Annotated in this window: 10 protein-coding genes; 5 read left to right on the plus strand and 5 right to left on the minus strand. The window is 63.4% G+C overall.

The window, feature by feature from the left end:
* Position 1: 1 nt before the first annotated feature.
* The 4 genes from pyrG to tpiA all read right to left on the minus strand — a co-directional run bounded on the left by pyrG (position 2) and on the right by tpiA (position 4,606).
* Complete coding sequence (pyrG, locus tag ACLGL5_RS23980) at positions 2 to 1,639, minus strand: CTP synthase (RefSeq protein ID WP_020628875.1); 1,638 nt, start codon at positions 1,637 to 1,639, stop codon at positions 2 to 4.
* A 216-nt stretch (positions 1,640 to 1,855) separates the two neighbouring features.
* Entirely contained in the window at positions 1,856 to 2,980 is a 1,125-nt protein-coding gene (locus ACLGL5_RS23985; RefSeq protein ID WP_038652706.1) for a L,D-transpeptidase, read from the minus strand.
* Positions 2,981 to 3,191: 211 nt separating this feature from the next.
* Positions 3,192 to 3,668 carry a preprotein translocase subunit SecG gene (secG, locus tag ACLGL5_RS23990; protein WP_019858168.1) on the minus strand — a complete coding sequence of 159 codons (477 nt, stop codon included), beginning with the start codon at positions 3,666 to 3,668 and terminating at the stop codon, positions 3,192 to 3,194.
* Positions 3,669 to 3,835: 167 nt separating this feature from the next.
* Complete coding sequence (tpiA, locus tag ACLGL5_RS23995) at positions 3,836 to 4,606, minus strand: triose-phosphate isomerase (RefSeq protein ID WP_069092183.1); 771 nt, start codon at positions 4,604 to 4,606, stop codon at positions 3,836 to 3,838.
* A gap of 143 nt (positions 4,607 to 4,749) precedes the next feature.
* Between tpiA and ACLGL5_RS24000 the strand changes: the two genes are divergently transcribed.
* The 5 genes from ACLGL5_RS24000 to ACLGL5_RS24020 all read left to right on the plus strand — a co-directional run bounded on the left by ACLGL5_RS24000 (position 4,750) and on the right by ACLGL5_RS24020 (position 10,255).
* On the plus strand, positions 4,750 to 6,642 hold the full coding sequence (locus tag ACLGL5_RS24000) for a SurA N-terminal domain-containing protein (RefSeq protein WP_069092184.1): 1,893 nt from the start codon (positions 4,750 to 4,752) through the stop codon (positions 6,640 to 6,642).
* Positions 6,639 to 7,649: an anthranilate phosphoribosyltransferase gene (gene trpD / locus ACLGL5_RS24005; protein WP_038646849.1), complete on the plus strand. Its 1,011-nt coding sequence runs from the start codon at positions 6,639 to 6,641 to the stop codon at positions 7,647 to 7,649. The genes ACLGL5_RS24000 and trpD overlap by 4 nt, the downstream gene beginning before the upstream one ends.
* A 3-nt stretch (positions 7,650 to 7,652) precedes the next feature.
* Entirely contained in the window at positions 7,653 to 8,501 is an 849-nt protein-coding gene (trpC, locus tag ACLGL5_RS24010; protein ID WP_069092185.1) for an indole-3-glycerol phosphate synthase TrpC, read from the plus strand.
* Between the two features lie 66 nt (positions 8,502 to 8,567).
* Positions 8,568 to 9,050 (plus strand): cyclic pyranopterin monophosphate synthase MoaC, encoded by a 483-nt coding sequence (moaC, locus tag ACLGL5_RS24015; RefSeq protein ID WP_019858175.1) that lies wholly within the window; start codon positions 8,568 to 8,570, stop codon positions 9,048 to 9,050.
* Positions 9,050 to 10,255, plus strand: coding sequence for a molybdopterin molybdotransferase MoeA (locus ACLGL5_RS24020; protein WP_069092186.1), 1,206 nt, complete (start codon positions 9,050 to 9,052; stop codon positions 10,253 to 10,255). The genes moaC and ACLGL5_RS24020 overlap by 1 nt, the downstream gene beginning before the upstream one ends.
* 46 nt (positions 10,256 to 10,301) lie before the next feature.
* On the opposite strand, the gene ACLGL5_RS24025 is transcribed toward ACLGL5_RS24020, so the two are convergent.
* Positions 10,302 to 11,132: a hormone-sensitive lipase gene (locus ACLGL5_RS24025; RefSeq protein WP_069092187.1), complete on the minus strand. Its 831-nt coding sequence runs from the start codon at positions 11,130 to 11,132 to the stop codon at positions 10,302 to 10,304.
* Positions 11,133 to 11,425: the final 293 nt, after the last annotated feature.

Raw genomic sequence — 11,425 nt, forward strand, 5'->3', positions numbered from 1 at the left:
CCTACACCAGGCGAGACTGTTCCACGGCAGCCTCGATGAAGCTGGCGAACAGCGGATGCGGATCGAGCGGCCGGCTCTTCAGCTCAGGGTGATACTGGACGCCGATGAACCAGGGATGGTCGGGATATTCGACCGTCTCCGGCAGCACGCCGTCTGGCGACATGCCGGCAAACACCAAGCCGCAATCCTCTAGCCGCTCCTTGTAGTCGATATTGACCTCGTAGCGGTGGCGGTGGCGTTCGGAAATCTGCGTGTCGCCATAGATCTCGGCGATCTTGGAGCCCTTGGCGAGGTCGGCCTGATAGGCGCCGAGACGCATCGTGCCGCCGAGATCGCCGGTTTCCCGCCGCTTCTCCAGCATGTTGCCCTTCAGCCATTCGGTCATCAGGCCGACGACGGGCTCGTTGGTCGGGCCGAACTCGGTCGAGGAGGCATGCTCGACGCCCGCCAGCGACCGCGCCGCCTCGATGCAGGCCATCTGCATGCCGAAGCAGATGCCGAAATACGGCACCTTGCGCTCGCGCGCGAATTTCGCCGCCAGGATCTTGCCTTCGGAGCCGCGTTCGCCAAAGCCGCCGGGAACCAGGATGCCATGCACCTTTTCCAGCCAAGGCGTCGGATCCTCCTTCTCGAAGATCTCCGATTCGATCCAGTCGAGCTTGACCTTGACGTGATTGGCCAGGCCGCCATGCGAAAGCGCTTCGATCAGCGATTTGTAGGCGTCCTTGAGGCCAGTGTATTTCCCGACGATGGCGATGGTCACCTCGCCTTCCGGGCTGTGGATGCGGTCCGACACCTTCTGCCAGGGCTCCATGCGCGGCTTCGGCGCAGGGTCGATGCCAAAGGCGGCCAGCACTTCCGAATCGAGCCCTTCCTTGTGGTAGGCCATCGGCACGTCGTAGATGTGCGGCACGTCGAGCGCCTGGATGACGGCACTTTCCCGGACATTGCAGAACAGCGACAGCTTTCTGCGCTCTTCCTTGGGAATGGCGCGGTCGGCGCGAACCAGAAGGATGTCGGGCGCGATGCCGATGCCGCGCAGTTCCTTGACCGAATGCTGGGTCGGCTTGGTCTTCAGCTCACCCGCCGTCGGAATGTAGGGCATCAAGGTCAGATGCACGTAGACGGCATTGTTGCGCGGCAGGTCGTTGCCGAGCTGACGGATCGCCTCGAGGAACGGCATCGCCTCGATGTCGCCGACCGTGCCGCCGATCTCGCACAGCACGAAATCATAGTCGTCATTGCCGTTGAGGACGAAATTCTTGATCTCGTCGGTGACGTGCGGAATGACCTGCACGGTGGCACCGAGATAGTCGCCGCGCCGCTCGCGCTCGATGATGTTCTTGTAGATGCGGCCGGTGGTGATGTTGTCCTGCTGATTGGCCGAGCGGCCGGTGAAGCGCTCGTAGTGACCAAGGTCAAGATCGGTCTCCGCACCGTCATCGGTGACGAACACCTCGCCATGCTGGTACGGCGACATCGTGCCGGGATCGACATTGAGATACGGGTCGAGTTTTTTGATGCGTGCGCGATAGCCTCGCGCCTGCAGGAGAGCCCCAAGGGCCGCTGCGGCTATGCCTTTTCCAAGTGAGGAAACCACGCCGCCTGTGATGAATACATATCGCGCCATGGGAGTCATCGCTTAACGCGGCTGGATTGATTCCGCCAGAGAAAAAACCACCGCGAAGGTTTTTTCCCAAGAAGGCGTCGGACCATGATCCCGAAGTGTGGAACCCGGTTTTCTCGAACAAACGGTTTTCGTTTGTCCGGGGATCACGACCGGACAGGCTTGTCGTGAGCGAGGCAAAACAAAAGGGCCGGCTGAGCCGGCCCTTTCGGCAGGATGGCGGAAACGTCAGATGATGACGACTTTGGTGCCGACCCTGACGCGGCTGTAGAGATCCATGACGTGCTCGTTGATCATGCGGAAGCAGCCATTGGAAGCGCTGGTTCCGATCGACTGCGGCGCGATGGTGCCGTGGATGCGCAGATGCGTGTCCTTCTTGCCGTCATAGAGGTAGATGGCGCGGGCGCCGAGCGGGTTTTGGCCGCCGCCGGGCATGCCGTCCTTGTACTGGCCGTAGTGCTTGGGCTCGCGCTTCTGCATGTCGAGCGTCGGGATCCAGCGCGGCCATTCCTGCTTGTCGCCCACCGCGACCGTACCCTTGAACTGCAGGCCTTCACGGCCGACCGCGATCGCGTAGCGACGCGCGGTCGAAAACGATTCGACGAGATAGAGACGGCGCGCGCTGGTGTCGATGACGATGGTGCCCGGCTCATAGCCGGTGAATTCCACGTCCTGCGGCACGAATTCCGGCTTCACCTTGAACGGCTTCTTGGCGTCCTTCTGGGCGAGAGCCCGGTCGAGAGCCCGCGTCTCGGGCAGATAGCTGATCGACGAGCCGGAAGAGGTGCCGCCGAACAGGCCGGCGAACAGGCCGCGGCTCGGCTGCTTCTGGCCGATGACCTCGCTACGAAGCTCACCATTGTTGCCGGTCAGAGCGACATTCATCGCTTCTGCCGGAAGCGGCTCGGCTGACTGGATTGGTGTGATCGGTTCGATCGGCTCGATGACCTTTGTGGTCTTCTTGGCCGGCTTGGCGTCAGCCACTTCGGCCGTTGTAGAAGCGCTCTTTCCCTTCTTAGCCAGGAAGGCCTGCCGTTCGGCGTCGGCCTTGGCCTTGGCCGCCTCGCGCAACGCCAGCTTCCTGGCTTCGAGCGCCTTGGTCTTGGCGTCTTCCTTGTCGGCGGCGATCTTGGCCTCGATTTTCTTGATCTGGGCGAGATCGTCCGGTGTCGGGCTTTTCTTCTTCTTGAGAGCCTTCAACTGCGCCGCATCGCTCTTGACTGCGACGTTGATGGCGTCGGTTTTGTCGACCGACTGATTGGCGGCCAAATTGGCCGGCACGCCGGCGAAAGCCGGGGAACTCAAGCCGAGTACGGCGCAAAGTCCCAGGAAAATGAAGCTGCGAAGCTGCATGGCGAAGATCCGATCGTTCAATGCTTGTTGCCCACGGCGTCGCCCGGCGTCCCCCAAGGACACCGAAAATGCCGCGTGCAATCTATAGTCGAATAAGCGCGGATGCCTCAAGCGCGAGACCACGCTGCTGCCCGTTGAATCTTCGTGATCGCGCAGCATTTGCCGCGACTGTGTTCAAACGATCACAGGTCGCGGTTTGGACCAGATGAGGTTACTGGTTCGGGACCTGCGGTGCCGCGGGCGCCGTGTTGGTGGTGCCGTTGCTTGCCGGCGGCGTTGCACCAGAGGCGGGGGCGGTGGCCGGAGCTGCCGGCGCAGGCGTCGTCGCCGCGCCATTGCCCGACGGCGGCGTCGGGGTGGTGCTGCCGGCCGGTGCCGGGGTCGTCGTGCCAGGCAACTGGTTGAGCACGCCCTTGCCGGCGCCGTCCGAGGTCGCGGGGACGCGATCGAGAATGTCGATCGGCTTTTCGCCGTAGCGGGCAATGATCGACAAGGTCAGCGACGTGACGAAGAAAGCCGCCGCCAGGATCGCCGTTGCCCGGGTCAACGCGTTGGCGGCGCCGCGCGCCGTCATGAAGCCCGATCCGCCTCCAATGCCAAGGCCGCCGCCTTCGGAGCGTTGCAGCAGCACCACGCCGACGAGGGCGAGCACGACCATGAGATGGATGACGATCAGTACGGTTTGCATAGTTTATCCTGGCAAGGCCTTGCCCGGCCGCGGACACGACCGGTGAATTGGAGGCGGCTCAATACAATGCTTTCACGGCATTTCCAAGCCCGTGGCCGGAATATGGGAAGCAACGCGCCCTTTGCAACGAATTGGGACGGGATAAGCCCCGTCCTTCGTCGTGAAACTTAGCCTGAAATGCTGCGATAGGCCTCGGCGATACCGAGGAAATCGGCCGCCTTCAGGCTGGCGCCGCCAACCAGCGCGCCATCCACATTCCTGACGCCGAGCAGTTCAACCGCATTGGACGGCTTGACCGAGCCGCCGTAGAGAATGCGCATCTTGGCGGCAGCGGCGCCAAGTTTCTCCGAGAGCTTTTCGCGGATATGCGCATGCGCTTCGGTCACATCGGCCGCGGTCGGCGTCAGGCCCGTGCCGATCGCCCACACCGGCTCATAGGCAATGACGGTGTTGGATGGCGTGGCACTCGGCGGCACCGAGCCGGCGACCTGGCGCGACAGCACGTCGAGCGTGGCGCCCGCTTCACGCTGTTGCTGCGTCTCGCCGATGCAAATGATGGCCACGAGCCCGGCACGCCATGCGGCGGCGGCCTTGGCCTGGACCGTCGCATCGTCCTCGCCGCGTTGTTCGCGGCATTCGGAATGGCCGACTATGACATGGCTCGCGCCGGCGTCCTTCAGCATCTCCGCCGAGATGCAGCCGGTGTAGGCGCCGCTTTCCTTGGTGTGGCAATCCTCGCCGCCGGCATGGACCGGCGTGCGCGACAGAATATCCGCGGCATGGGAGAGCAGCGTCGCGGGAACGCAGACCAGGGCCTCGGTCTCCGCGTCGAGCCCGCTCATGAAACCGTTGCCGATCATCCTGAGCTCGTTCAGCGAAGCGCTGGTTCCGTTCATTTTCCAGTTGCCGGCGACAAGCGGGCGAATTCCTGGCGTCATGGTCTGCTTCTCCGGGCGATATCAAGCTCTGGCCCTCACTACCAAAATCAGGCCACAAAGCAATCGACAGTGGCCCGGAAGGGCGCTATTGCGCTTGTTTCAGACTCGGCGCATGCGAAAATGCGCATAAATCGGAAGTAACGATGCTTGGTGTATTGAGAAGCGCGGCGGGTACATGGGTCGCGAAGACATTGCTTTCGCTGCTGGTGGTCAGTTTCGCCGCCTGGGGCATCTCCGGGCGGCTGATGGGCGGCTTTGCCGGCCACGATTCGGTGATAATAGCGGGTGACACCAAGGTATCGATCAACGAATACCGCCTCGCCTATGATCGCCAGCTCGCCGTCATGTCGCAGCAATTCGGTCAGCGCCTCACCCACGAACAGGCAAAGGCGCTCGGCATCGACAACCAGGTCCTGGCTCAGCTTGTCTCCGGCGCCGTTCTCGACGAACAGGCCCGTAAGCTTGGCCTTGGCCTGTCCAAGGACCGGCTGGCCGAGCTGACGCGCGAGGATCCGGCGTTCAAGGGTCCAGGCGGCGAGTTCGACAGGAGAACATTCGAGTACATGCTGCGCCAGGTCGGCATGCGGCCAGAGGATTATCTGAAGAATCGCGCCCAGGTGGCGGTGCGCCAGCAGATCGTCGAGGCGGTCTCGGACGGCCTCAAGGCACCGGACGCTTTCTTCAAGGCCGTCGCGCTCTATCGCGGCGAGGACCGCACCGTTGACTATCTGGTGTTGCCGAAGAAGCTCGTCGAGCCCATCGAGGCACCGAGCGACAGCGTGCTTCGGGCCTATTTCGAGGCCAACAAGAAGACCTACGCCGCACCTGAGTACCGCAAATTCTCCTATGTCCGCCTCGAGCCGGTGGACATCATGGATCCGACTGCTGTCACCGACCAGCAGGTCAATGACGATTACAACAAGAACAAGGCGCGCTACACGACGCCCGAAATGCGCACGATCGAGCAGCTTGTGTTCAAGACACCGGACGCAGCCAAAGCCGCGCTCGATTCGCTCAAGGCCGGCGCCACGTTCGAAAAGCTGGTGACAGCCGAAGGCAAGACCCCGGCCGACACGCTGCTTGGCACGTTGGCCAAGGACAAGATAGCCGACAAGGCGGTTGCAGATGCCGCCTTCGCGCTCAACGCCAACGAAGTCAGCCAGGTCGTTCAGGGCGCCTTCGGTCCGGTTCTGCTGCGCGTCACCGAGATCAAGCCCGAGGTGGTGAAGCCGCTCGCCGAAGTGTCCGACCAGATCCGCAAGGACCTGGCGCTGGGCGAGGCAAGCCGCATCCTTTTGGATGTGCACGACAATTACGAAGATACCCGCGCCTCCGGCAGTTCGCTGGCCGACGCGGCCGCCAAGCTGAAGCTGAAGGACGTCACCATCGATGCCGTCGATCGCAGCGGCCTCAGGCCGGACGGCTCCATCGTCAAGGACCTGCCGGAATCTCCTGCACTGATCAAGGCGATCTTTGATGCCGAACCCAAAACCGAAAACGAAGCGCTGACCACGGCCGACAACGGCTTCATCTTCTATGAAGTCGCCTCGATCACACCGGCTCGCGACCGCACACTTGACGAGGTCCGCCAGAAAGTCGTCGCCGACTGGACGGCGGCCGAGACCACCAAGCGCCTTGCCGCCAAGGCGAGCGAGCTCGACAAGCGGCTCAAGGCTGGTGCCACGCTCGATGTCATCGCCGGCGATCTCAAGCTGGAGAAGCAGACCAAGCGCGGCCTGAGGCGCGAAGCCGACGATGCCGATTTCGGCAAGGAAGGCGCTGCCGTGATGTTCGGCGTCGGCGAAGGCGGCACCGGCTTGATCCCCTCGCCCACCGGCGACGGGCAGATCCTGTTCAAGGTCGCCGAAGTGTTCGAGCCCGCCGGAGCCGATGCCAGCTCGGTGCCGGAGGATGCGCAAAAATCCTTCACTTCCGGCATGTCGGACGATCTGCTCGACCAGTTGGTGGCGCAGTTGCAGACGCAGTATGACGTCCGCATCGACCAGGCCGCCGTTGCCCAAGCCTCGACAAGATGAGCGCGCTGAAAACCCATATCGCCAAGGTGGCGGCCGGCACCGCGCTTTCCTTCGAGGAAGCGCGCGAGGCCTTCGACATCATCATGTCAGGCGACGCGACCCCCGGGCAGATCGGCGGCTTCCTGATGGCGCTGCGCGTACGCGGTGAGACGGTCAGCGAGATTTCGGGCGCTGTCGCCACGATGCGGGCCAAGATGCTGCGCGTCGAGGCGCCCGCGGGTGCCATCGATATCGTCGGCACGGGCGGCGACAATTCCCACAGCGTCAACATTTCGACGGGCTCGGCCTTCGTTATCGCCGCCGCCGGCGTGCCGGTCGCCAAACACGGCAATCGCGGCCTGTCCTCGCTGACCGGCGCGGCCGATGTCCTGATCGCGCTTGGGGTCAAGATAGACATTCCGCCGGAGACGATCGGCCGTTGCATCCACGAAGCCGGCGTCGGCTTCATGTTCGCGCCCGCGCACCACCCGGCGATGAAGCATGTCGGCCCGACCCGCGTCGAGCTCGGCACCCGCACCATCTTCAACCTGCTCGGCCCCCTCTCCAATCCGGCTGGCGTCGTCAGGCAGATGGTCGGTGTGTTCCTGCCGGAATGGATCATGCCGGTGGCCGAGACATTGAAGGCGCTGGGCACCGAGCATGCCTGGGTCGTTCATGGCGACGGCTATGACGAAATCACCACCACCGGCGAGACGCAGGTGGCGGAACTGATCGGCGGTGAGATCCGCAGCTTCACGCTGACCCCGGAAGAGGTTGGACTGAAGCGCCACACCAAGGACGAGCTGCGCGGCGGTGACGCCGCCTACAATGCCAAGGCCTTGCGCGACATGCTGGGTGGTGCTGCCGGCGCCTATCGCGACACCGTGCTGATGAATGCCGGCGCCGGGCTGGTGATCGCGGGCAAGGCGACGACGCTCGCCGACGGCATCGCGCTCGCGGCACAAGCCATCGACAGCGGCCGGGCGCTGCAGGTGCTCGACCGTTTGGTCGAAATTTCGAACGGGTGAACCGTGTCTGACATTTTGCGCAAGATCGAGGCCTACAAGCGCGACGAGATCGCCGCCGCCAAGGCACTGATACCGCTGGCCGAGATCAAGGCGCGGGCGAAGGACGCCGACGCACCACGCGGCTTTCTTGCAGCACTCGAGGCGAAGCGCGGATCGGGTCGCTTCGCCCTGATCGCCGAAATCAAGAAGGCGAGCCCTTCCAAAGGGCTGATTCGTGCCGATTTCGATCCGCCGGCACTGGCGCAGGCCTATGAGAAGGGCGGCGCCGCCTGTCTTTCGGTGTTGACCGATGCACCGTCCTTCCAGGGCGCGCCGGAATTCCTTACCAGGGCACGGGCAGCCGTCGCCTTGCCCGCGCTGCGCAAGGATTTCCTATTCGACCCCTACCAGGTTTATGAAGCACGCGCCTGGGGCGCGGATGCCATCCTGATCATCATGGCCAGCGTCGACGATGCCTTGGCGAGCGAATTGGAAGCGGCCGCATTCGAACTCGGCATGGATGCGCTGATCGAGGTGCATGATGAAGCCGAGACGATGCGCGCGCTAAAACTGTCGTCGCGGCTGATCGGCATAAACAACCGCAATCTGAGAACGTTCGAAACCAGCCTCGAAACCTCCGAGCGGCTGGCAACGATGGTGCCGGCCGACCGCTTGCTGGTCAGTGAGAGCGGCATCTTCACACATGACGATTGCCTCAGGCTGCAGAAGAAGGACATCGGCACCTTTCTTGTCGGCGAGAGCCTGATGCGGCAACAGGATGTCACCGCGGCGACCCGCATTCTGCTGACGGGCAAGGCGCTGGATGCATCGGCCCGAAAATCGGAATCGATTTTCGGAGAGCACGATGCATAGATTCAAAGTGATAGAGCGTACTTTGAGCGTCCGAATGGACGCACGTCGCTCTATGGCCGTCTGACGATGACATCGGCCCTCACCCATCTCGGCGCACAGGGCGAGGCCAATATGGTCGATGTCGGCGATAAGGAAGAAACGACGCGCACGGCGATCGCCGAAGGGTTCGTCTCGATGCAGCCCGAGACGCTTAAGACCATCCTCGCCGGCAACGCCAAGAAGGGCGACGTGCTGGGCACCGCCCGCATCGCCGGCATCATGGCGGCGAAGAAGACGCATGAATTGATCCCCCTCTGCCATCCACTGCTCCTGACCAAGGTTTCCGTCGACATCGAGCCCGACCACGCGCTGCCCGGCCTGAAAGTCACCGCGCTGGCGCGTGTCACCGGCAAGACCGGCGTCGAGATGGAAGCGCTGACCGCCGCATCGGTCGCCTGCCTGACCATCTACGACATGGCAAAGGCCGTGGACCGCGCCATGGTCATTTCCGGCATCAAGCTGGTGGAAAAGACCGGCGGCAAGTCCGGCGACTACAAGGCTGGCGCCTGATGGCGCTGGTTCCGGTGGCCGAGGCGCTTGAGCGCCTGCTGGATGGTGCAGCCCCCCTGGCCAGCGAAAGCGTTTCTCTGTTCGACGCGGTCGATCGGGTGCTGGCGGAACAGGTCGCGGCACTTCGCACTCAGCCGCCCTTCAACGCTTCGGCCATGGATGGTTACGCGGTGCGCGCGGCCGAAGTGGCGTCCGTGCCATCGAAACTTTCGGTGATCGGCATGGCACCGGCCGGGCGCGGTTTTGAGGGCACCGTCGGCGAGCGCCAGGCCGTGCGTATCTTCACCGGTGCGCCGCTGCCTGAAGGTGCCGACACCATCGTCATCCAGGAAAACGTGAGGGATCTCGGCGGCGGTGAGATCGAAGTGATCGAGCCCACTGCGGAATGGCGCAACATACGCCGCATCGGCCTCGACTTTTCCAAGGGCGACGTCCTGCTGGAAAAAGGTCGTTTGCTCGATGCGGCGGCACTCTCGCTGGCGGCATCGGCCAACCATCCCAGAGTGAGTGTGGTAAGGCGGCCGCTGGTCGCCATCATCGCCACAGGCGACGAGCTGCTGCCGCCCGGCAGCGATCTCGGGCCGGACCAGATCATCTCGTCCAACGCCTATGGCGTCGCCGCTGCCGCGCAATCGGTCGGCGCCCGCGCGCTCGATCTCGGCATTGCCGCCGACCGCAAGGATGCCATCGCAGCGCTGGTCAAAAAGGCGGTTGCGGCCGGTGCGGATGTCATCGTCACGCTTGGCGGCGCCTCGGTTGGCGACCATGACCTGATCCATGACGTGCTGACCGGCGAAGGCATGATGCTCGGATTCTGGAAGATCGCCATGCGCCCCGGCAAGCCGCTGATGTTCGGACGCCTCGGCGACATCAGGTGCATCGGCCTGCCCGGCAATCCGGTGGCAAGCCTGGTCTGCTCGCAATTGTTCCTCAAGCCGCTTCTGGCGAGGCTCGGCGGCCGTGATCATCGTCAGGACATCCGTCCGGCCCGACTGGGCGCCGCAATGCCGGCCAATGACCTGCGCCAAGACTATGTGCGGTCGGTGGTCAGGGAGGACGATGGCGGGCTGGTGGCGACGCCGTTCAGCATCCAGGACTCGTCCATGCTGAGGATGCTGGCCGACGCCAATGGACTGATCGTGCGGGCGCCATTTGCCCCTGCATCCGCTGCCGGGGATTCTTGCAGCGTGCTGATGCTGCGCTGAAGGATTATCCCATAATTCACTGATAACAGGACAAAAACGATCTCACCTATTCCGAGATCAAGGTTCGCGTCAGCGCATGCGCCGGATCGCCGAGGCCATCGACAATGTCGTAATGATGCCGGTCGGGCTCGACCACGCAGCTGGTGGTGGCGCCAAGACCGGTCCAGATATTGGCCAGCAGCGCATTCTGGCGCAGGAACTCGGAACGCTCGCCACCGCCGGCCCAGCAGGTGATGCGGGTGCCATCCAAGGGCCGCAACAGGGCGGGGCTCTCGGCCTGCGCTTCGGCTTCGTCGATTGCCAAAGCGCCATTCATGCCGGTGCGCATGAGCGGACGAAGGTCGTGCAGGCCCGAGATCGAGACGACATGGCGGATGCGCTTTGCCACATCGGCCGCCAGAGGCGTCGATGTGGTCACCATGCGGCTGGCGAGATGTCCGCCGGCCGAATGTCCGGTCAGCATCAACGGTCCGGCGACCATTGCCGCCACTTTTTCGATCGCCGCGCCGACTTCACGGACGATGCCCGCGATGCGTATGTCCGGGCACTGCGTGTAGGACGGCATCGCCACGGCAAAGCCGCTGCTGACCGCGCCCTTGGCCAGATGCGACCAGTCGCTCTTGTCGGACTCCAGCCAATAACCGCCATGGATGAACACGATGAGCCCCTGGGGCGCGGCCTCGGGAAGGAAAAGATCGAAGCGATTTCGCGGCCGCTCGCCATAGGCGATGTCCAGCCGTGCCCGGCCTTCTGCCGCCAGCGCGTCCCGGAAGGCTTGCGCCGGTTCCGCCCACGCTGCCGGCCAACGGTCGCTGCCGGCGATGTTCGCGCCATTGGCGTAGGCGTTGTTCCAATCGGCAATGCGATGTCTAGGCATCGGCACCCTCCCCCAAAAACGCATGCGTTTGACGCTAGCAATGGCCGCCACCATGCCATGCGTCAATGCTTCAGGGCAAAAACATTTTAGGCTTGAAACAAATTTCGACTGGTGCGATCCTGCCCCGAGAACAGTCGACAATGGGAGGTCCGCTGTGCTGTCCAAACCTGCGAATGTCCAACCTTCCGGTGGCGTCGCCGAACAGGTGTAACTGGCGACACAAAGCCTCTCGCGAAAGACGGGAACTTCAGATCCACGACCTCGGACAGATGCTTCGCGCACTGGCCAGGCAG

It is taken from the genome of Mesorhizobium sp. U510 (genome assembly GCF_059180695.1).